22 protein-coding genes and 1 tRNA gene are annotated in these 19,143 nt (G+C 65.0%); 11 read left to right on the plus strand and 12 right to left on the minus strand.

Annotation, left to right across the window (positions count from 1 at the left end; translation table 11 throughout):
• Positions 1-30 precede the first annotated feature (30 nt).
• Entirely contained in the window at positions 31-441 is a 411-nt protein-coding gene (gene rpoZ / locus L2A60_RS09275) for a DNA-directed RNA polymerase subunit omega (protein WP_235704094.1), read from the minus strand.
• Between the two features lie 115 nt (positions 442-556).
• Positions 557-1,072 (minus strand): 2-amino-4-hydroxy-6-hydroxymethyldihydropteridine diphosphokinase, encoded by a 516-nt coding sequence (gene folK, locus L2A60_RS09280; protein ID WP_235704095.1) that lies wholly within the window; start codon positions 1,070-1,072, stop codon positions 557-559.
• A gap of 105 nt (positions 1,073-1,177) precedes the next feature.
• Here folK and L2A60_RS09285 point away from each other — a divergent pair, with 105 nt between their 5' ends.
• Together L2A60_RS09285 and L2A60_RS09290 are read left to right on the plus strand one after the other, a co-directional pair.
• Positions 1,178-1,750 (plus strand): LabA-like NYN domain-containing protein, encoded by a 573-nt coding sequence (locus L2A60_RS09285; protein WP_235704096.1) that lies wholly within the window; start codon positions 1,178-1,180, stop codon positions 1,748-1,750.
• Positions 1,751-1,752: 2 nt separating this feature from the next.
• Positions 1,753-2,427, plus strand: coding sequence for a uracil-DNA glycosylase (locus tag L2A60_RS09290; RefSeq protein WP_235704097.1), 675 nt, complete (start codon positions 1,753-1,755; stop codon positions 2,425-2,427).
• On the opposite strand, the gene L2A60_RS09295 is transcribed toward L2A60_RS09290, so the two are convergent.
• Positions 2,399-2,749 carry an MmcQ/YjbR family DNA-binding protein gene (locus L2A60_RS09295; RefSeq protein WP_235704098.1) on the minus strand — a complete coding sequence of 117 codons (351 nt, stop codon included), beginning with the start codon at positions 2,747-2,749 and terminating at the stop codon, positions 2,399-2,401. The genes L2A60_RS09290 and L2A60_RS09295 overlap by 29 nt on opposite strands.
• Before the next feature lie 71 nt (positions 2,750-2,820).
• Here L2A60_RS09295 and L2A60_RS09300 point away from each other — a divergent pair, with 71 nt between their 5' ends.
• Positions 2,821-3,549: a class I SAM-dependent methyltransferase gene (locus tag L2A60_RS09300; RefSeq protein WP_235704099.1), complete on the plus strand. Its 729-nt coding sequence runs from the start codon at positions 2,821-2,823 to the stop codon at positions 3,547-3,549.
• A 58-nt stretch (positions 3,550-3,607) separates the two neighbouring features.
• Here L2A60_RS09300 and L2A60_RS09305 read toward each other — a convergent pair whose 3' ends face one another.
• From L2A60_RS09305 to dapA, 3 genes are read right to left on the minus strand one after another with little or no spacing between them, the layout of a single operon-like run.
• Positions 3,608-4,282 carry a sulfite oxidase-like oxidoreductase gene (locus L2A60_RS09305; protein ID WP_235704100.1) on the minus strand — a complete coding sequence of 225 codons (675 nt, stop codon included), beginning with the start codon at positions 4,280-4,282 and terminating at the stop codon, positions 3,608-3,610.
• 13 nt (positions 4,283-4,295) lie between these two features.
• Positions 4,296-4,775 carry an SsrA-binding protein SmpB gene (smpB, locus tag L2A60_RS09310; RefSeq protein WP_235704101.1) on the minus strand — a complete coding sequence of 160 codons (480 nt, stop codon included), beginning with the start codon at positions 4,773-4,775 and terminating at the stop codon, positions 4,296-4,298.
• Positions 4,775-5,653, minus strand: a complete 879-nt coding sequence (dapA, locus tag L2A60_RS09315) for a 4-hydroxy-tetrahydrodipicolinate synthase (protein ID WP_235704102.1) — start codon at positions 5,651-5,653, stop codon at positions 4,775-4,777. The genes smpB and dapA overlap by 1 nt, the downstream gene beginning before the upstream one ends.
• Before the next feature lie 90 nt (positions 5,654-5,743).
• Here dapA and L2A60_RS09320 point away from each other — a divergent pair, with 90 nt between their 5' ends.
• The 3 genes from L2A60_RS09320 to L2A60_RS09330 are packed head-to-tail and all read left to right on the plus strand — an operon-like array spanning position 5,744 to position 8,654.
• Positions 5,744-7,735: a lytic transglycosylase domain-containing protein gene (locus tag L2A60_RS09320; RefSeq protein ID WP_235704103.1), complete on the plus strand. Its 1,992-nt coding sequence runs from the start codon at positions 5,744-5,746 to the stop codon at positions 7,733-7,735.
• Positions 7,732-8,187, plus strand: a complete 456-nt coding sequence (locus tag L2A60_RS09325; protein ID WP_235704104.1) for a phosphatidylglycerophosphatase A family protein — start codon at positions 7,732-7,734, stop codon at positions 8,185-8,187. The genes L2A60_RS09320 and L2A60_RS09325 overlap by 4 nt, the downstream gene beginning before the upstream one ends.
• The gene (locus L2A60_RS09330) at positions 8,184-8,654 is read left to right on the plus strand and encodes a CinA family protein (protein ID WP_235704105.1); all 471 of its coding nucleotides are present in this window, start codon (positions 8,184-8,186) and stop codon (positions 8,652-8,654) included. Before L2A60_RS09325 ends, L2A60_RS09330 begins: the two co-directional genes overlap by 4 nt.
• A gap of 163 nt (positions 8,655-8,817) precedes the next feature.
• Here L2A60_RS09330 and L2A60_RS09335 read toward each other — a convergent pair whose 3' ends face one another.
• Both L2A60_RS09335 and L2A60_RS09340 read right to left on the minus strand, forming a co-directional pair.
• Positions 8,818-9,333, minus strand: a complete 516-nt coding sequence (locus tag L2A60_RS09335) for a chromate transporter (RefSeq protein ID WP_235704106.1) — start codon at positions 9,331-9,333, stop codon at positions 8,818-8,820.
• Positions 9,330-9,875 carry a chromate transporter gene (locus tag L2A60_RS09340; protein ID WP_235704107.1) on the minus strand — a complete coding sequence of 182 codons (546 nt, stop codon included), beginning with the start codon at positions 9,873-9,875 and terminating at the stop codon, positions 9,330-9,332. Before L2A60_RS09340 ends, L2A60_RS09335 begins: the two co-directional genes overlap by 4 nt.
• A gap of 64 nt (positions 9,876-9,939) precedes the next feature.
• Here L2A60_RS09340 and L2A60_RS09345 point away from each other — a divergent pair, with 64 nt between their 5' ends.
• The 4 genes from L2A60_RS09345 (at position 9,940) to pstA (ending at position 13,512) form a co-directional block, all read left to right on the plus strand.
• Entirely contained in the window at positions 9,940-10,431 is a 492-nt protein-coding gene (locus tag L2A60_RS09345; protein WP_235704108.1) for a hypothetical protein, read from the plus strand.
• Positions 10,432-10,558: 127 nt separating this feature from the next.
• Positions 10,559-11,632 (plus strand): phosphate ABC transporter substrate-binding protein PstS, encoded by a 1,074-nt coding sequence (pstS, locus tag L2A60_RS09350; RefSeq protein WP_235704109.1) that lies wholly within the window; start codon positions 10,559-10,561, stop codon positions 11,630-11,632.
• Positions 11,633-11,687: 55 nt separating this feature from the next.
• Complete coding sequence (gene pstC, locus L2A60_RS09355; protein ID WP_235704110.1) at positions 11,688-12,662, plus strand: phosphate ABC transporter permease subunit PstC; 975 nt, start codon at positions 11,688-11,690, stop codon at positions 12,660-12,662.
• Complete coding sequence (gene pstA / locus L2A60_RS09360) at positions 12,646-13,512, plus strand: phosphate ABC transporter permease PstA (protein ID WP_235704111.1); 867 nt, start codon at positions 12,646-12,648, stop codon at positions 13,510-13,512. Before pstC ends, pstA begins: the two co-directional genes overlap by 17 nt.
• Positions 13,513-13,519: 7 nt before the next feature.
• Here pstA and L2A60_RS09365 read toward each other — a convergent pair whose 3' ends face one another.
• The 4 genes from L2A60_RS09365 to L2A60_RS09380 all read right to left on the minus strand — a co-directional run bounded on the left by L2A60_RS09365 (position 13,520) and on the right by L2A60_RS09380 (position 18,725).
• Complete coding sequence (locus L2A60_RS09365) at positions 13,520-13,996, minus strand: YbaK/EbsC family protein (RefSeq protein WP_235704112.1); 477 nt, start codon at positions 13,994-13,996, stop codon at positions 13,520-13,522.
• On the minus strand, positions 13,996-15,657 hold the full coding sequence (locus tag L2A60_RS09370; protein ID WP_235704113.1) for a M3 family oligoendopeptidase: 1,662 nt from the start codon (positions 15,655-15,657) through the stop codon (positions 13,996-13,998). The genes L2A60_RS09365 and L2A60_RS09370 overlap by 1 nt, the downstream gene beginning before the upstream one ends.
• Positions 15,658-15,668: 11 nt before the next feature.
• A complete protein-coding gene (locus L2A60_RS09375; RefSeq protein ID WP_235704114.1) occupies positions 15,669-17,435 on the minus strand; it encodes an ABC transporter ATP-binding protein in 1,767 nt (588 codons plus the stop codon).
• 309 nt (positions 17,436-17,744) lie between these two features.
• On the minus strand, positions 17,745-18,725 hold the full coding sequence (locus tag L2A60_RS09380) for an aldo/keto reductase (protein WP_235704115.1): 981 nt from the start codon (positions 18,723-18,725) through the stop codon (positions 17,745-17,747).
• A gap of 85 nt (positions 18,726-18,810) precedes the next feature.
• Here L2A60_RS09380 and L2A60_RS09385 point away from each other — a divergent pair.
• Positions 18,811-18,900 (plus strand) — tRNA-Ser (locus L2A60_RS09385).
• The last annotated feature ends 243 nt before the right edge of the window (positions 18,901-19,143 follow it).

Here is a 19,143-nt window from a genome sequence, read left to right on the forward strand (position 1 = left end):
GCGCCGGTCAGGCATGGCCGCCTGCCCTGATCAGCGGCGCGGGCGGCCACCGCCGAGCTCCGCCTCGATCGCCGCGGCGATATCCTCGGAGGTCATTTCCTCGGACTCGGCGGCGAGCGCGGCTGCTTCCTCCTCGGCGGAGACATCCTGCAGACCGAAAATATTCTGGTCGGTCGGGATGAGGTCCTGAACTTCCTCGTCCGCCGGCTCGGGATCGGGCACGCGGGAGAGCGATTTGACCAGATCCTGCTCGATCGCGCCGAAATCGATGGTTTCGTCGGCAATCTCGCGCAGGGCGACGACCGGGTTCTTGTCGTTGTCGCGATCGATGGTGATCGAAGCGCCGCGGGCAAGGTTGCGCGCGCGCTGGGCGGCGAGCAGAACCAGCTCGAATCGGTTGGGGATCTTCTCGATGCAGTCTTCGACGGTGACGCGTGCCATCCGGCCAACTCCAAACTATGCGCCCAATGCTGCGCGCGGTACGACAATCGAAATTGGAATATAGCGTAACCCCCGCTGCGGCGCAACCAATCGGGTTGCACCGGCAACGCAGCCATCACCATCGGCCGATCGGAGCATCCGAACCGCCCGGCACCGTGTCCAGCAGCGACATCCCCGCCGCGCCGGAGCGAGGATGCACCCAATCGGGCGCGACATCAAGCAGCGGGCGCAGCACGAATGCGCGCAGATGCGCACGCGGGTGCGGCAGGATCGGCGGCGGCGCGTCGCGCACCAGGCCGTTCAGGTCGATCAGGTCAAGGTCGAGGGTGCGGGCAGCATTCGGCACCGACCGCTCACGGCCGAATTCCGCCTCGATCCGGTGCAGCGCCGCCAGAAGCGCCTCGGGTTCGGCAACGCCGGCAAACCGCGCCACGTCGAACCGCGCCACGCCGTTGCAAAAATCGGGCTGGCTCGCATCGCGCGGCACCGGCGTCGTGCGATACCAGGGCGAGACGGCGCGAAATTCGAGCCCCGGCAATGCCCGCACCGCTTCGAGCGCGCGGATGCAGGTATCGCGCGGGCTCGCCCCATCCGGCCCCGGCAGGTTGGCGCCGATCGCGATCAGGATCATGACGTCCACCCTATACGTTCGTGACGGTTTCGCGTAATCTGAATGTCATTCGTCTATATTCGATTTGAATATTTCAAGACGAGAAGCATTCGAAAGGTTTTGGTCATGCGCCTTCTGCCCAATGAAAAAACCGCGCTGTTCATCGACGGCGCCAATCTCTACGCGGCGTCCCGCGCGGTCGGGTTCGATGTCGATTACCGGCGGCTTCTGGAATTTTTCGGCGGGGTCAACCTGATCCGCGCCTATTACTATTCCGCACTGCTCGATACCGAGGAATATTCGCCGCTAAAACCGCTGACCGACTGGCTCGCCTATAACGGCTACACGCTGGTCACCAAGCCCGCCAAGGAATTCACCGACGGCTCCGGGCGCCGCCGCGTGAAAGGCAACATGGATATCGAACTGGCGATCGACATGCTGGAAATGGCTCCGCATATCGACCATGCGATCCTGTTCTCCGGCGATTCCGATTTCCGCCGCCTGGTGGAGGCCACTCAGCGCAAGGGCGTGCGGGTGACGGTGGTTTCGACCATCAAGACCACGCCGCCGATGATCGCCGACGAATTGCGCCGCCAGGCCGACCAGTTCGTCGATCTGTCGGATATCGCCGGCGAATTCACCCGCCGCCAGACCGAGCAGCGCCAGCGCGCCCAGCGCGTCGAGGCCGATCAGGAATAGGCGTGCCTCCAACGCCGGAAACGCCGCCGCGGGATTGCCCGCTCTGCCCGCGTCTTGCCGGGTTCCGGGCGGATAACCGCGCGAAATTCCCCGATTGGCACAATGCCCCGGTGCGCTGCTTCGGCGAGCTGGACGGACGGCTGCTCATCGTCGGCCTCGCTCCCGGCCTGCGCGGGGCCAACCGCACCGGCCGCCCATTCACCGGCGACTATGCGGGACGACTGCTCTACGACTCCCTGCTGGCATTCGGCTTCGCCATCGGGCGCTATGAGGAACGCCCGGATGACGGGCTTTCGCTCCGCGATTGCCGCATCGTCAACGCGGTGCGCTGCGTGCCGCCAGAGAACAAGCCGCTGCCCGCCGAAATCGCTACCTGCAACCAGTTCCTCGCCTCGGAAATCGCCGCAATGCACAATCTGCGCGCGATCCTCGCCCTCGGCGTCGTCGCGCATCAGGCCGTGCTGCGCGCCCATGGCCTGAAGCAGGGTTTCGCCAAATTCGCTCACGGCGCCACCCATCGCCTGCCGAACGACATCGTGCTTGCCGACAGCTTCCATGTCTCGCGCTACAACACCAGCACAAGGCGGCTGACGCCCGCGATGTTCGAGGCGGTGGTGGCGTTCCTGAAACACCACCTGACAAGTGCCGTCAGCCCAGCCCCAGACTTTTCCGCGTGAGCTTGGGAAGGCTGCCCGCGACGATCCGATAGGATTGCTCGAAATAGCCGGCGAGATCATCGTCCGGCAGCGCATCGGGATCGCCGATTTTCACCCAGAAGCCGCGCGGCAGATAGGGCGCGCGGGTCGCGAGTCCCTGGTCCAGCAGCATTTCATAGGCGATCGGCGTCGTCTTGAAGACGTAATACGGCACGCCGGCGTCACGATTGCCCAAGGCGAACATCTTGCCGCCCACCTTGTAGACGCGGCTACCGCCCCATTGAATCGCAAGCGCCGCACCGGGAAAGCGTTGGCAGACGGTGTCGAATTGGGCAAGGTTCATGGCTCGTGCCGCTCCACAAGATGAATAGTATCGGACATCATTCTTAAAGATTCGATAATGGCGGACGGACCATGACACAAAACATCTATGATAACCCTACGTTCTTCGAGGGCTACAGCCGACTGAACCGTTCGGTCGAAGGGCTGGCCGGCGCACCGGAATGGCCTGCGCTGCGGGTTTTGCTCCCGGATCTCCGTGGCCGCAAAGTCGTGGATTTCGGCTGCGGCTTCGGCTGGTTCTGCCGCTGGGCGCGCCAACAAGGAGCGGCACGGGTTCTCGGCATCGACGTGTCGGAAAAGATGCTGGCGCGGGCCAAAGCCGCGACATCGGATGCCGCGATCACCTACACCAGGACCGATCTCGAACATCTCGATTTGCCCGATGCGTCGTTCGATCTCGCCTATAGCGCGCTCGCTTTGCATTATATCGAGAATCTGTCGGGACTGTTAGCGACGATACACCGCGCGCTCGTGCCGGGGGCACATCTGATCTTCTCGGCGGAGCACCCGATCTACACGGCACCGACGCATCCTGGCTGGTCAGTCGATGTACAGGGCCGCAAGACATGGCCCATCGATGCCTATCAGATCGAAGGCCCCCGCACGACGGACTGGCTCGCCAGGGGTATCATCAAACAGCATCGCACCATCGGCACCTATCTCAATCTGCTGATCCGTATCGGGTTCACGATCGCCCATGTCGAGGAATGGGGGCCGACCGACGAACAGATCGCGGCACAGCCCGAATTGGCCGAGGAACGCGAGCGGCCGATGTTCCTGCTCATCGCGGCACGGCGCTGAAGTCTGCCGGCTGCAGGACTAACATCTATGATAATTTGACGAAATTCCTGATCCCAGCTCAGCTATACCGCTCCTCCAGCCACGGATCGGCGTTGTTGTTGTAGCCCCTGGTTTCCCAGAATCCCTGGCGGTCGGCTTCGGCGAAGCTGATCCGCCGCACCCATTTCGCCGATTTCCACAGATAATAGCGCGGCACCAGAACCCGCAGCGGGCCGCCATGCTGGCGCGGAATCGGCTTGCCCTCCCAGGTGTGGACCAGAAAGCAATCCTCGGCGGCGAATTGTTCGAGCCTCAGATTGGTCGTGTAATCGTCGTAGGATTCGAACAGCACATGGGTGACGGTAGGCTTCGGCCGCACCAGATCGACGATCGTGCGGATCGACACGCCCTGCCAGTGATTGTCGAAGCGCGACCATTGCGTCACGCAATGCATGTCCAACACGCTGTCCTGCTGCGGCAGCGCCATCAGCGCGTCCCAGTCGAGCGTGACCGGGTTCTCCACTGCGCCGTCGATGGCGAGGCGCCAGGCGCTGCGCGGCACCTCGGGCTGAATGCCGAGATCGAGCACCGGCCAGTCCGTCACCTCGCGCTGGCCGGGCGGCAGGCGCTGCGCCGGGTTCGCGGCGGCGCCCGTCAGCAGCCTGCCCTCGCGCGCCCAGTCCTGCTTGCGGCCGATCAGTTTTTCCTTGATCTGGCCGAGGATGCTGATCCGGTCCTTGTCGGTCTCGTCCATCACGGTCTCCTGTTCAGCGATTGCGCAAAAGCCGCGCCTTGTCGCGCTCCCAGTCGCGCTTGGCGATCGCCGCGCGCTTGTCGTGCAGCTTGCGCCCCTCGGCGATGCCCAGGGTCACCTTCGCCATGCCGCGCGGATTGAAATGCACGTCGAGCGGCACGACGGTCGAGCCCTGGCGCGCGATCGCGCCCATCAGCGTGTTGATCTCCTTGCGCTTCAGCAGCAGCTTGCGCGGCCCCTTGGTGTCGAAGCGCGACAGCACGCCGCCCTGATATTCCGGGATATACATGTTGAACAGGAACATCTCGCCGTCGCGTTCGCCGGCGAAGGCTTCGCTCAGCGTGGCCCGGCCCATGCGCAGCGATTTCACTTCGGCGCCGCGCAACACGATCCCCGCCTCCACGGTGCTGAGGATCGTATAGTTGAACCGCGCCTTGCGGTTCTGCGCGGCAATCCCGTGCGAGATCAGGCCGGGTTTTCGGGGCTCCGCCATCAGGGGATCAATCCGGCGCTCGCCATCGCCGCGCGTACCTGCGCGCGCACCGCTTCGCTCAGCGGGGCGAGCGGCAGACGGCAATGATCGGTACCGTAGCCGAGCAGCGATGCCGCGAATTTCACCGGTGCGGGACTGGTTTCGGCGAACATCGCATCATGCAGCGGCACCAGACGCTGCTGGATCGCCATTGCCCCGCCGATATCGCCGCGCCGCCAGGAGGCGTGCATTTCGGCGCATAGCCTTGGCGCGACATTGGCGGTGACCGAAATGCAGCCCTGGCCGCCCGCCGCGAGAAACGCCAGCGCGGTGTGGTCCTCGCCGGACAACTGGCAGAATTGTTCGCCGCACGCGGCACGCGTGTGCAGCGGGCGAGTGAGATTCGCCGTCGCATCCTTCACGCCCACGATGTTGCGGTGCTTCGCCAGCCTGGCCATGGTCGCCACGCTCATGTCGATCACCGAGCGGGACGGGATGTTGTAGATGATGACCGGAATCTCGATCGCATCGGCGATCGCCGTGTAATGCAAAAACAGCCCGTCCTGGGTCGGCTTGTTGTAATACGGGGTGACCACCAGAACGCCGTCGGCACCGACCGTCTGCGCATGGCGGGCGAGCCCGATCGCCTCGGCGGTGGAATTGGAACCGGCCCCGGCGATCACCGGCACGCGCTTGCGGGCGACCGTCACGGTCAACTCCACCACGCGCTTGTGCTCGTCATGGGTCAGCGTCGGCGATTCGCCAGTGGTGCCGACCGGGACCAGACCGTTGGTGCCTTCCGCGATCTGCCATTCGATGAAACGTTCCAGCGCTGCCTCGTCGATGCCGCCATCCGCGCGCATCGGGGTGATCAACGCGACCAGTGAACCATGAACCATCTGTATCTCCGCTATTGCGCGTAACCTATTCTCCGCGCCGATCCTGAACAAGGGATACGCGCGCGCCCGCAAGCCTGCTATTGCGGGGGTATGAGGAGATTCGCGATACGGCTCGCCGCCGCTTTCGGCCTGACCGCGATCGGCGCGGCCCGCGCGCTTGCCGCCATGGCCGCCCCGCCGGCGCCGAATCCCGCCCTCGTTCAGATCATGAACGACGTGCGGTCGAACGACTGGACTGACGCGCAAAGCCTCGCCCTCGCGCAGCCGGACAAGCTGGTGAGCAAGCTCGTCACCTATTTCCGCCTGCTCGATCCCGGTGCGGCGAGCGAGGTGGAAATCGGCATTTTCATGGCGCGCAACCCGGACTGGCCGGAACAATCGATCCTTGCCCGGCGCTGGAGCGAGGCGCTCGCCGCCGACCCGGACGATGCCGTTGTGCGCGAGCAATGTGCCCGGCGCCTGCCGGTCACCGCCGCCGCCGATGCGCGCTGTGCTGCCGCTTTCGCCGCGACCGACCCGGCAAAAGCGCCGAAATTCGCCCGCCGCGCCTGGATCGACGGCTACGCCAACCAAGCCGATGCTTCGAATTTCCTCGCCCAGTATGGTTCGATGCTGACGTCCCATGCGAACTGGGCGCGATTCCAGCACCTCGCTCTGGCCGGGAATGTTGTCGCCGCCACCACGACGCTTCCGCTCCTGCCGCCTGCCGATCAGGCAACCGGCGCGGCCTGGCTCGCCCTGGCGCGCGGGGCGGCGAACGCCGATGCGCTGATCGCGTCCCTGACTCCGCATCAGCAGGCGGCGCCGTTCCTGTTCCTGGCACAGCTCGCTGCCGCGCCCGATTCCGCGCCGAAACTCGCGCTCTGGCAGAACGACGGTGCTGCGGCCGAGCAGCAGGCGCACGGCCTCGCCCGCGCGCTGTTCTGGCCCAGGCGCGAAGCCCTCGCGCACGATCTTCTGAAATCGGCCGATGCCCGTGATGCCTATGCGCTGATCGCCGCCGCCCGTCCGGACAGTAACGTGAAGAAAGCCAGCCGGGATTTCCTCGCCGGCTTCATCGCGCTCCGGTTCCTCAACGATCCTGCCCTCGCGCGACCCTGGTTTCTCGCCCTGAGCCGCGATTCCACCGCCGTCATCACCAAGGCGCGCGCCTTCTACTGGCTGGCCCAGACCGAGACCGGACCGGCGGCGACCGCCGATCTCGCCCGCGCGAGCGCCTTCCCCGACACATTCTACGGCCAGCTCGCCGCTCTGCAGATGGGTGAGACGCCGGCCGCGCTCGGCAACCGAATCCGTGCCATCGGCATTCCGAAACCGACCATGGCGCAGGAAGTCGGCTTCGCCGAGCGCGAATTGCCGCAAGCCGCCGTGCTGCTGACCGAAATGGGCGCACCGCGCCGCGCCCGCGCCTTCCTGCTTCGCATGGCCGAAATCTCGCCCGCCTTGGACGATCGGTATCTCGATGCCCGCCTCGCCGACGGGCTCGGCCAGACGCCGAGCGCCGTCGCGGTCGCGCGCCTCGCCGGGATGGCGGGCGACATGCTGGTGCAACTGGGCTGGCCGGTCCCGCCCGGACTTGCGGTCGATCCGCCAGGTGTCGCAGTGGGGCCGGATGTCGTGCTCTCGCTGATTCGCCAGGAAAGCAGCTTCGATCCGGGCGCGATGAGCCCGTCCGGCGCGGAGGGGCTGATGCAGCTCATGCCCGGCACCGCACGGATGATCGCGATGCAATCCGGCCTTGGCCTCCCTGAAGCCGGGCTGATGGCCGATCCCGAGCAGAATATCGCGCTCGGCTCGGCCTATTTCGCGATGCTGATGAACCGTTTCGGCGACTGCCTGCCGCTCGCGATCGCCGCCTATAATGCCGGGCCGCACAATGTCGCCAAATGGCTCGCGTCCTATGGCGATCCGCGCCTGCCCGCGAGCGGCGGCGGGGCGAACATGATCACCTGGATCGAGGAAATCCCGTTTGCCGAAACCCGCAACTACGTCGAGCGGGTCACCGAAGGCATCGTGGTCTATCGCGCCCTGAGCGGCAAGCCCGCGCGCGATCCGATCGGCAAATGGCTGCATAAGCAGTGAAAATAAGCACCGTGCTCGCCTCCGGCCTCGGCACCGGCTATGCGCCGCGCGCGCCGGGCACCGCCGGATCGCTGCTCGGCCTGCTGATCGGCTGCGCTTTGCTCGATCGCGGTCACTGGCCGCTGATCGCGGGCGCGATCGTCGTCAGCGTCGTCGGCCTGCTCGCGATCCCGCGCACCGGAGCGGGATCGCGCGATCCAGGCTGGATCGTGATCGACGAAATCGCCGGGCAGATGATCGCCCTGCTCGGCCTGCCCTATCTGACCGGCTCGGGCGTGCTGCTCGCCTTCCTGCTGTTCCGCGTGTTCGACATCCGCAAGCCTTGGCCGATCAGTCTCGCGGATGCGCGCGCCGACGCGCCCGGCATCATGGCCGATGACTGGCTGGCCGGCGGCTTCGCCGCCATCATTCTCCTGATCCTGCGGCTGATCTGGCCGGGGACGGGGCTGTGAATCCTCGCGCGAAAACCTTGCTCGACCGCGCGATCGCGCGCGGCCTTACCATCGCGACCGCCGAGAGCTGCACCGGCGGGATGATCGCCGCCGCGATCACCGATATCGCGGGATCCTCCGCCGTCTTCGGCTTCGGCTTCGTCACCTATGCCAACGACGCGAAAACCGCGCTGCTCGGCGTCGATCCCTTGTTGATCGCGTTCCATGGCGCGGTCAGCGCCGAAGTCGCCGCCGCCATGGCCGAAGGCGCGCTTGCCCGGTCGCACGCCGATCGCGCCATCGCGGTGACGGGAATCGCGGGACCCGACGGCGGTTCGTTGGAAAAGCCCGTAGGCACAGTCTGGTTCGGTCTTGCCGCGCGGAGCCGAACCACGATCACCGAATGCCGCGTCTTCCCCGGCGACCGCGCCGCCATCCGCGCGGCCACGGTCGATCACGCGCTGGATATGCTCGTCGAGAGTCTTTGATGGCCCTCAGACGCCGGGCGCGCGCATCCGCGCGCTTGGCTCCGCGCCATAAGGCGCGCGCCGCATTCGCGGCGGAGTGACCAAAGGTTCCGGCAATCCGAAGGATTGCTGGAATGGTCACGGAGGTGGCAGCAAAACGAGCTGACGCTACGTTTTGCTGATTTTAAGCATAGCCAAGAACGCCGATCAGGGCGCCGCCGGCGAGCAGCAGCAGCGGATGGACGCGGCTTTTCAGCGTGAACAGCGCGACCACCAAGGTGATCGCCGCCGCGCGCCAGTCGTGATCGGCAGCACGGATCAGGAAACTCGCCGCCGCCAGAAGCAGGCCCCCGGTGATCGGGGTGATCGCCGCCTGCACCACTCGCCGCCAGTGCGCAGCGCGAAACCGCTCCCACAGGCCGGAGACCAGAACCGTCAGCGTGCTCGACGGCGCGATCATCGCCGCCGAAGCGGCCAGCGCGCCGGAAATTCCGGCGACATGCAGCCCGATCAGCGTCGCGATCAGCATGTTCGGCCCAGGGCTCGACTGCGCCACACCGAACAAAGCGGCGAATTGCGGCGCGGTCAGCCAGTGCCGCGCCACCACCGCGCGCGCCATCGCCGGCAAGGTGCTCGCAACCCCGCCGATCGCGAGCAGCGACATCTCGGCGAACAGCAGAACAAGTGCCAACAGGATCATTTCACCCGGAACACGGCAAGGCCCAGCGAAACCGGCAGCGCAATCGCGATCACCAGCGGCAAGGGCAGGCGCAGCACCGCGAACAGGACGAATGCGAAAACGACGATGCCGAGCGTCGCCGGATGGCGCAGTGACGGTCCGGCGATCTTGAGCGCGGTGCCGAGAATCAGGCCGGACGCCGCGGCGGCGAGCCCGCCCAGCCCGTGATGCACCACCGGCAGCGTGCCGAACCGCTCATAGAGGGTGCCCAGGATCAGCACGATGACGATCGGTGCCGCGAGCAGCCCCACCGTCGCCGTCAGAGCACCGGAGATCCCGCGATGCCGCGCCCCGAAGGCGGCGGCGAAATTGACGATGTTCGGCCCCGGCAGGAACTGGCACAGGCTGAACAGATCGGCGAATTCCGCCTCGGTCAGCCATTTCCTGCGCTCGACGACGATTCGCCGGGCAAACGGCAGCACGCCGCCAAACCCGGACAGTCCGGCGATGAAAAACCCCCGGAACATCTCGGCATGGGTCAGACGCTGCGACTCGACCGGCATGCCGCCAAGCTACAGGCACCCGGTCGCAATCGACAATCTTTGGCAAACTTGGCAGGTTTGCGCGATGGTCGATGCTCCCTCCGAACTGCCGCTCCGCGCCGGGCCGCCGCCCACCTCGCCGCCGCTGCCGATCGCGCTGATGATCGCTTCCCTCGGCATCATCGGGCCGATCCTGTTCGTCCGCGTCGCGGTGCCGAGCCCGTTCCTGTCGATCGCGGCACTGCTCCTGCCGATCGCCGGTATCATCGCCTTGTTCGGCTCGGTCGAATCGCTGCGCCGGCGCCATGCCGACCGGACCGTGCGCACCCGCGCGGTGATCGGGAAGGAGGGCATTCTGCTGCTGTCCCGGCCGGGCGAATCCGAACACCATCCCTGGAGCGGGATCGCTGCCGCACACGCGACGAAATCTTCCCTGACGCTCCACCTCAAAGGCGAAACCGGCAAGCGCACCCGTCGCGCGATCCGCTATGGCGGGCTGGAAACCCCGGTCGATCTCATCGAATCCCGCATCCGTGCCGGGCTCGCATCGTCTCGCGAGACCGTGATGGAATCTTGAATGTCATAAAAGCTTCACCAAAACCCCGTCGCCTTGTCATGACGGATCGCTTAGACGCCGCCGCAGGGGTTGTTACGACCCCGCAGGTTTATCCGACGATCATCGCAACCGACATGGGAGATCAACCGTGCGATCCGATTTCAAACTGCGGCGCTCCACTCTGCTGCGCGCCGGCGCTGCCGCGCTGCTGGTCACCGGGCTCGGGGCCGGCGTCGCCCAGGCGGCGAACGTCACCCTGGTCGAGACCGGCTCGACCCTGCTCTACCCGCTGTTCAACATCTGGGTGCCGCATTTCGAGAAGGCGCATCCGGGCATCAGGGTCACCACCCAGGGCACCGGCTCGGGCACCGGCATCGCCGAGGCGATTTCCGGCGTCGTGCAGGTCGGCGCGTCGGACGCCTATATGTCGGACCCGCAGATCAAGCAGAACCCCGACATCCTGAACATTCCGCTGGCGATCTCGGCCCAGGCGATCAACTACAACCTGCCCGGCCTGAACAACAGGCATCTCAAGCTGTCCGGCCCGGTGCTCGCCGGCATCTATGATGGCAAGATCGGCAAGTGGAACGCCCTGGCGATCGAGAAGCTCAACCCCGGCCTGAAGTTGCCTGACCACAAGATCATCCCGGTGCACCGCACCGACGGTTCGGGCGACACCTTCATTTTCAGCCAGTATCTCAGCTTCTCCACGCCCTCGTGGAACAGCTCGGTCGGCTACGGCACCACGGTTTCCTGGCCGGCGGTGCCGGGCGGGCTGGGTGCCGAGGGCAATCCCGGCATGGTCGAGGCGCTCAAGCAGAACCCCTATTCCATCGCCTATATCGGCGTATCGTTCCATCAGCAGGTGAAGCAGGCGAAGCTCGGCAAGGCGATGCTGCTGAACAAGGCGGGCAAGTTCGTGCTGCCGACCGCGAAAACGATCAGCGCCGCCGCCGACCAGCTCGTCGGCAAGACGCCGAAGGATGAGCGCATCAGCCTGGTCTTCGCCCCCGGCGCGGACAGCTACCCGATCATCAACTACGAATACGCGATCGTGAACGCGAAGCAGCACAACGCCGCGACGGCGAAGGCAGTGAAGGCCCTGCTCACCTGGGCGAGCACCAAGGGCAACGCTCCGCATTTCCTCAAGCAGGTCGAGTTCAAGGCGCTGCCGCCGGCGGTGAGCAAGCTCTCCGCCGCGCAGATCGCCAAGATCCACTGACCATCGTGCGCCCTTCCGGCTTTGCCGGAGGGGCGTTCTCGATTAAAGGGCGCGCATGAAACGATCCGGCCCGTTCCGCCTTTGCCTCGCCGCCATCGCGATGGTCATCCCGGCGGCCCTGATCTTCATCGTCCTGTTTCTCGCTCAATATGCCTGGCAGGCTATCTTCTATAACGGTGTGCGCTTCGTCGGCACGATCAACTGGAGCCTCGGCAATCTGTATGCCAATCCGGTGGTCAGTCGCGGCTACCACGTGCCGATCGGCGCCGATTACGGCATTCTCGCCTTCATCGTCGGCACGCTGTTTTCCTCGTTCCTGGCGATCCTGTTCGCCCTGCCGGTCGCGGTCGGCACCGCGATTTTCCTCGCCGAAGCGGTTCCCGCCCGGCTGCGCCCAGGCTTGTCCATGCTGGTCGAGCTGGTCGCGGTGGTGCCGAGCGTGGTGTTCGGCCTGTGGGGCATCTATGTCCTGGCCCCGCTGATCTCGCATGATATCGGCCCCGGCATCACCGCGATTCTCGGCTTCATCCCGTTTTTCAACATCAACAACAGCACCGGCAGCGGCTTCGGCCTGCTCACCGCCTCGATCGTGCTCGCGCTGATGATCACCCCAATCATCGCCACCACATTATACGACGCGCTGCTTCAGGTGCCGCGCGAACTGCGCGAATCAGCGGTCGCCCTCGGCGCCACGCGGTTCGAGGTCGTCACCAAGACGATGCTGCCCACCGTGCGCGTCACCCTGATCGGCGGCGTGGTGCTTGGGTTGGGCCGCGCGCTGGGCGAGACCATGGCGGTCCTCATGGTCTCCGGCGGGGCCTTGAACTACCTGCCGGGAACCATTTTCACCCCGATCAGCACCATGGCGTCGTTCATTCTCTCGCAGCTCGACAGCGCCTTGCAGGACCCTACCAACATGGCGGTGAAGTCGCTGGCGGAAATCGCGCTCGTCTTGTTCGTCATCACCCTCGCGGTCAACGCCGCCGCGCGGGTTCTGGTGCGGGGAGCAACCTTTGTCCGCAACCTTTGATACCAAGGGAAAGCGCTCCGCGCTGGAAACCCGCCGCCGGGCGCTCAGTGCCGCCGGCTGGGTTCTGTGCGGTTTCGCCTTTCTCCTGATCGCCGTCCCTCTGCTCGATCTCGTGCTCACCATCGCGATCAAGGGCGCGTCGGCCTTCTCGATCAAGCTGTTCACCACGTCGAGCAACGGCGTGAAGGGTGGGCTGCTGGCCGCGATCGTCGGCACCGCCGTGCTCTCGCTCGGCGCCCTGATCTTCGCGGTGCCGATCGGCGTCGGCGCCGGGATGTACCTCTCGGAATACGGCCAGAACCGGCTCGGCTCGGTGATCCGCTTCCTGTCCGATACGCTGACCGGCGTGCCATCCATCGTGCTCGGCTATTTCTCCTACATCACCCTGGTGATCGGGCTCGGCTGGCAATTCTCGGCGTTGGCCGGGTCGATCACGCTCGCGATCATGATCGTGCCCTATCTCGCGCGGATCACCGAACTCTCGCTCCGGCGCGTGCCGATCACCATGCGCGAAGCCGCCTATGCGCTGGGGGCGAAGGATCGCACCGTCGCCTTCAAGATCGTTCTCTCGGCCGGGCTCCCCGGCGTGATCACCGGAGCGCTGCTCGCCCTCGCCATCTCGGTCGGCGAAACCGCACCTTTGATCCAGACCGCCGGCTGGTCGAACTATCTCTGGACCGGCAAGCTGACCCACGAGCCGATCGGCTACCTCACCTACGTGATCTGGACCTTCATCAACCAGCCCTACAAATCCGCCCACGCCCTCGCTTTCGCCGCCGCCCTTCTGGTCATGCTGGTGGTTCTCGCGATCAATATCGGCGTGCGCATCGTGCTGCGTCGGCGGATCTAACGCGCCGTTATTCCTGCCTTATATCGGCCACCACGCCGCCGGTCAGCTCGGCCAGCGCCGCCGGCGCGATCGGAAACACGTGATGTGGCGATCCCGCCGCCGCCCAGATCACCGGGAACATCATCAAATCACGGTCGATGAATATCGTCACCGACTCGCGATGGCCGAGCGGCGAAACCCCGCCGGCGGCGAATCCGGTCGCCGCCAGAACGAAATCCGGCCCGGCCGGTTCGAGTTTTGCCCCTGCCAGTCCAGCGAGTTTCGCCTTGGATACACGGTTCGCCCCCGAGGCGATGGCGAGCACCGGCACCTCGCCCGCCCGGAACACGATCGACTTGGCGATTTCCGCCACGCCGCAGCCGATCGCCGCCGCGGCACCGGCAGCGGTGCGGGTGCCCTCGGGAAATTCGCTGATGGCATCGGCCAGACCGGCTGAGCGCAGTGCGGCGCGCACCCGCTCGACCGGATGATCCAGCGCCGTCATCACACCGCGAGCGTCGCTTCGGCGGTCCTGACCACCGCTTGCAACGCACCCGGCTCGAACGGCGATGTCAGCTTCGCCGCTTCGACCAGCTTGCCGAACGGCGCCGACCCGCCAAGCCCGCACAAATCGACATAGGTGTCGAAACTCGCCCGGTAATCCTTCTGCGATTTGACCCAGAACTGCAACGCGCAGCACTGCGCCAGCGTGTAGTCGATATAGTAGAACGGCGCGCCGTAGATGTGCATCTGACCCTGCCAGCGTCCGCCCTTGGCCGGATAGGCGAGATCGCCCCAGTTGCGCCACGGCAGATATATCTGCTCCAGCTTGCGCCACATCGCATGGCGCTCGGCGGGTGTCGCGTCGGGAGCAGCATAGACCTCGTGCTGGAAATGATCGACGCAGACGCCATAGGGCAGGAATTCCAGCGCACCGATCAGGTGCATCCGCCGGTAACGTTCGGTCTGCTCGCCGAACATCGGCTCGATATGCGGATAGGCGAGGAATTCCAGGCTCATCGAATGGATTTCCGCCGATTCCGAGGTCGGCCAGAGATAATCCATCGAAGGCTGCGCGCGGCTCTGATAGTTCTGAAAGGCGTGGCCCATTTCATGGGTGAACACATCGACATCGTGATGCGTGCCGTTGAAATTGGCAAAAATATACGGCATCCCGAACGCCGGAAACGAGGTGCAGAACCCGCCGCCCGCCTTGGTCGGCCGGTTCTTCAAATCCATGAACCCGCCTTCGTTCATCTGGCGATAGAACCCGGCGAGGCGCGCATCCATCGCCTCGAACATCTCATTAGCCTTGGTCACCAACGCATCATGATCGCCATCCGGCTTCGGATTGCCCTTCGGATCGACCAGCGCCTCGTCCCAGGCATAGAGCGTATCCAGCCCGTTATCCTGCCTGCGCCGCTCGACCAGTTTCGCCACCAGCGGCACCACATGCGCCAGCACCTCGCGCCGATAGGTCGCGACGCCCTCCGGCCCGTAATCGAGCCGCCCCATGCGCCGGTAGCCGAGTGCGATGAAATTCGCATCGCCCAGCGTCGTCGCCATCTTGTGGCGCAGCTTCACGAGCCTGTCGTAAATCTCGTCGAGTTCCGCACCGTGTTCGGCAAAAAACGCCCAGCGCGCAGCGGCGGCGCGATGCCTTGTGTCGCGATCCAGACTCTCCACATAGGGCGTCAGCCCGGCGAGATTGAGTGTCTTGCCGTCGAACTCGATCTTCGCCGAAGCGAGCAATTCGGTATAGCGCGCATCGAGCTTGGCTTCGTCCTCGAGATCCTTCGCGATCGCCGGATCGAACGTCGTCACGTCGTTGCGCCAGATATCCAGCGCGTGCCGGCCGTATTGCGCCTCAATCGGCGCGGCATCGAGCGAGAGCAGCCGGTTCTTGATCCTGGTATCGTGCTCGGTGATCACCGGACCCAATTCATCGGCATATTCGCGCTCGGCCTTGTAGTCCGCATTCGCGGTATCCTGCGAAAAGCGCAGATAGACCAGCGAGGACCAGGTTCCGGTCACGCGCCGCAGCGCGTCCCACGCCGCCAGCGCCTCGCGCACCGCGCCCCGGTCGAGCATTGCGTGCAAGTCGTCATACGCCGCCCGCAGACTGTCGCGGCTCGGTTTCGCTGCGGTGATGTCGTCGAATGTCATCGATGTTTCCCTCATTGTTCCGTCATCAGCCCCAACGCCTGACGCTCGAACAGCCGGCGGTAAATCCCGCCCTGCCGCGCCGTCAGCGCCTCGTGGGTTCCCTCTTCCACGACCGATCCATGATCGAAAACCAGGATGCGGTCCAGCGCGCGCACAGTCGAGAGCCGGTGAGCGACCACGATCACCGTGCGCCCGGTCATCAGCCGCTCGACCGCCTGCTGGATCAGCGCCTCGGATTCCGAATCGAGGCTCGCGGTCGCTTCGTCGAGAATCAGGATCGGCGCATCGGCCAGGAACGCCCGCGCGATCGCCACGCGCTGCCGCTCGCCGCCCGACAGTTTCACCCCGCGCTCGCCGACCAGCGTGCGATAGCCGTTCGGCAAACCCACGATGAAATCATGGGCATTCGCCAGCATCGCCGCGTTCTCGATTTCCGCTGCCGTCGCATCCGGCCTGCCATAGGCGATGTTCTCCGCGAGCGAACGATGGAACAAAATCGGCTCCTGCGCGACGATCGCGATTTCGGCGCGCAAACTCGCCTGGGTCAGCATCGCGATATCCTGCCCGTCGATCAGGATTCGTCCGTCTGTCACATCGTGCAGGCGCTGGATCAGCTTGACGAACGTCGTCTTGCCCGATCCCGAATGCCCAACCAGCCCGACCCGCTCGCCCGATGCGATCACCACCGACAAATCGCGGAACAGCGGCGCGACATGGTCGCCATAGCGGAACCCCACGCGGTCGAACACGATCTCGCCGCGCAATATATGCGCGTCGATCGCCCCCGGCCGGTCGGCGATGCCGAAGTGCTGCGCTTCCAGCCGGACCATATCTTCCATCTCGTTGACCGAGCGCTGCAGATTGGCGATGTGGTAGCCGATATCGCGCAAATAGCCGAGCACGATCAGATACGCGGTGATCACCGTCGCCACGTCACCCGGACTCGCGCGCCGCATCCACCAGAGATACAGCGCCAGCCCGATGATCGCGCAGCGCAGCACCATCAGCCCGGCACTCTGCCCGGTACCGACATTGGTGCCGCGCATCCAGGATCGCCGTGTGCGGCGCCGCCATTTGCCGATCACCCGTGCGAGCGTCGCATCCTCGCGCGATTCGGCGGCGAAGCCCTTGACCACCGCATTGCACGAAATCGCGTCGGCCAAAGCGGCACCCATCGCGGTATCGTAGCGATTCGACAGTTGCGCCGCCGGCGACACATAGCGCAGCGACAGGATCGCGGTGACGCCGATATAGAATACCGCGCCAATCGCGATCAGCCCGCCCATGCTCGGCCAGTGCAGTCCGAGCACCGCCGAGGTGCCGACAAGCACCGCGAGCGCCGGCAGCAGGGCGATCAGGATCGTGTCGTTCAGCAGGTCGACCGCCCAGATGCCACGGGTGATCTTGCGCACGATCGCACCGGCGAAATTATTGCCGTGCCAGTCGGACGCGAAGCGCTGCACCCGGAAGAACGCTTCGCTGGCCATCGCGCTCATCATCGCGAGCGTCAGGGCGACCACCGCGCGAAACGCCAGGTAACGCAGCACCGTCTGCGCCGCCGCCAGCAGCGCGATCGTCGCCAGAGCCCCGAGTGCCGCACGCAGCGAGACGGCACTGCGCACCGCCACCGCATTGACCAGATCGCCGGCATAGAGCGGCATGAACACGTCGGTCAGAGTCGCAAGCACCATGGCGAGCGCGGTCGCAACGAACAACCAGCGCTGACGCGCCCAGCGGTGCGCAACGAAGCCGAATACCGCCCGAAACGGCGAATCCATATTTTTATCGATCGAAGGCATCGTTCAACACGATCCCGCGAACGCGGAATCACCTCTGAAAAGCAGCCAGGAAAACCCAGGGAATTGGACCGCGCCCGGCGGGGCGCGAGGCTGGACGACCTAACGGGCGCTCAATGGTCGCGCGGTGAGGTATCCGCCAAGGGACATTTTAATTGCGATATCCATCAATGCCCCCTTGGTTGAGTGTTGAACAGGGATAACAAGATAGCGCGCCGGCAGCGCCGTGTCCAGTGTCCCGATTCGGAGGTCGATGGGGTGATTGGGGTCCCACCCCTCGACGCTCCAGCTTCAGTGCCCGAGCACCGGATGCGGCCGGTAGGGCTCCGCAAGCCGGGCGATTTCCGCATCGGTCAGTTTCACGCCGAGCGCGGCGATCGCGTCGTCCAGGTGATGCGGCTTGGACGCGCCGATGATCGGCGCGGTCACGCCGGGCTGCGCCAGAACCCAGGCGAGCGCGACCTGCGCGTTGGACACGCCGCGCGCCGTCGCGATCTCGCTCACCCGGTCGACCACCGCGAAATCGCCCTCGTCGTAATAGAGCGTGTGGGCGAATTCATCGCTTTTGGCTCGCGTCGTTTCGCCTTTGTCCGTCTTGCTGCGATTGCCGGCGAGGAAGCCGCGCGCGAGCGGGCTCCAGGGGATCAGCCCAATCCCCTCGTCGCGGCAGAACGGGATCATTTCGCGCTCCTCCTCGCGATAGACCAGATTGTAGTGGTTCTGCATGGTCGCGAAGCGCGCGAGGCCGCGCCGGTCCGACGCGTTGAGCATTTTCGCGAAGCGCCACGCATCCATCGACGAGGCGCCGATATGCAGCGCCTTGCCGGCGCGCACCACGGCGTCGAGCGCCTCCAGCGTCTCCTCAATCGGGGTGGATTTGTCGAAGCGGTGGATCTGGTAGAGATCGACATAATCCAGCTCCAGCCGCTTCAGACTCGCGTCGATCGCGTGCATGATGTGCTTGCGCGACAATCCGCGTTCGTTGGGTGTCTCGCCCATCGGGTTGAATACCTTGGTCGCGACGACCACCTGCTCGCGCGGCACCGCCATCTCGCGCAGCGCGCGGCCGAGCACGATCTCGCTCGCGCCCTTGGAATACATGTCGGCGGTGTCGAAGAAATTGATCCCGGCTTCCCAGGCGCGGCGGATGAACGGCTTGGCGTCCGCCTCATCCAGAACCCAGTCCCGCCAGGCCGACGTGCCGTAGGTCATGCAGCCCAGGCAGATGCGCGACACTTTGAGGCCGGTGCTGCCGAGATTGACATAATCCATCGAAATCCCTCTGATCTGAACCACTCCAATTAGGCACGAAGGCGGTTTACGACCAGCCTCAAAGCACTCTAAAAAGCCGAACGACGGATGGGTGGCCGAGTGGTTTAAGGCAGCGGTCTTGAAAACCGCCATGCGTTTACGCGCATCGTGGGTTCGAATCCCACCCCATCCGCCACCCCCCTGAATTTACAGATATTTTAACGTATGAAAACCGGCTGATTCCCGCCGGTTTTTGGCGTTTTGCTGTTGCACCCCGACTCATCCTGTTGCATGGTATCCCACGCGTCATGTGGTAACTAGTACCCTCCGTCATTGATTTTGCGGCGGACCTTCGATTCGATGACTCCGCAACGACGGAGATGGTTCGTGACCGCGAAACAAAGTGCCGTAAAGAAGTATGTGGTGAAGCTCAGCCTCG

Source organism: Acidiphilium iwatense, from assembly GCF_021556475.1.
Taxonomy (GTDB): domain Bacteria; phylum Pseudomonadota; class Alphaproteobacteria; order Acetobacterales; family Acetobacteraceae; genus Acidiphilium; species Acidiphilium iwatense.